The organism is Halorubrum sp. SD690R, from assembly GCF_005435035.1.
Taxonomy (GTDB): domain Archaea; phylum Halobacteriota; class Halobacteria; order Halobacteriales; family Haloferacaceae; genus Halorubrum; species Halorubrum ezzemoulense.
This window is the reverse complement of sequence record NZ_SGTV01000131.1, coordinates 1-470: the sequence shown is the minus strand read 5'-3', so window position 1 is coordinate 470 and position 470 is coordinate 1. Positions and strand designations below refer to the sequence as shown.

The following is a 470-nucleotide window of genomic DNA, read 5'->3' as shown; positions in this document are numbered from 1 at the left end:
ATGTTCTTCCACGGGATTTCCTCGACGCCTTGCGAGGCCGGTTCGACGATGACCACGTCGGTCTCTCCGAGCCCGGACACCTGCGCTTCCACGTCGTAGCCGGCTCCCCGGAACGCCGACCAGATTTCGCGGACGAGCATCTGCTCGGGGACGAGCGACTCGCCGTAGTAGATACGTCGGCGACCGTCTGACCGCACCTCGTGAACGTCGAAGACGGCGCGAAGTGCCTCCACCGGCGGTCCGTCCGCCGATTCGGACTGTTCCATCGGCGTGCAGTAGGCGGGCGACGTGCATAAATCCCGTGACGGAGACCTGACCCGACCGGGCGACGACGGCGCGAGAGGGCTGTCGCTCCGGCCGTGTGGTGTGCGTCGAAGCGGAACGCGAAAGTGAAAATGCGGGGTTGGTTCGCGGGTCGGGTTAGTTCGCGGGTCGGGCGGTCGTCGACGGGTGCGTGCGGGGGGGAGGGC

At 67.2% G+C, this 470-nt stretch carries 1 pseudogene; it reads right to left on the bottom strand.

Annotation, left to right across the window (positions count from 1 at the left end):
- Positions 1-266, bottom strand: a pseudogene (locus EXE41_RS18725) (site-2 protease family protein); the annotation flags it as partial.
- Between the last annotated feature and the right edge of the window lie 204 nt (positions 267-470).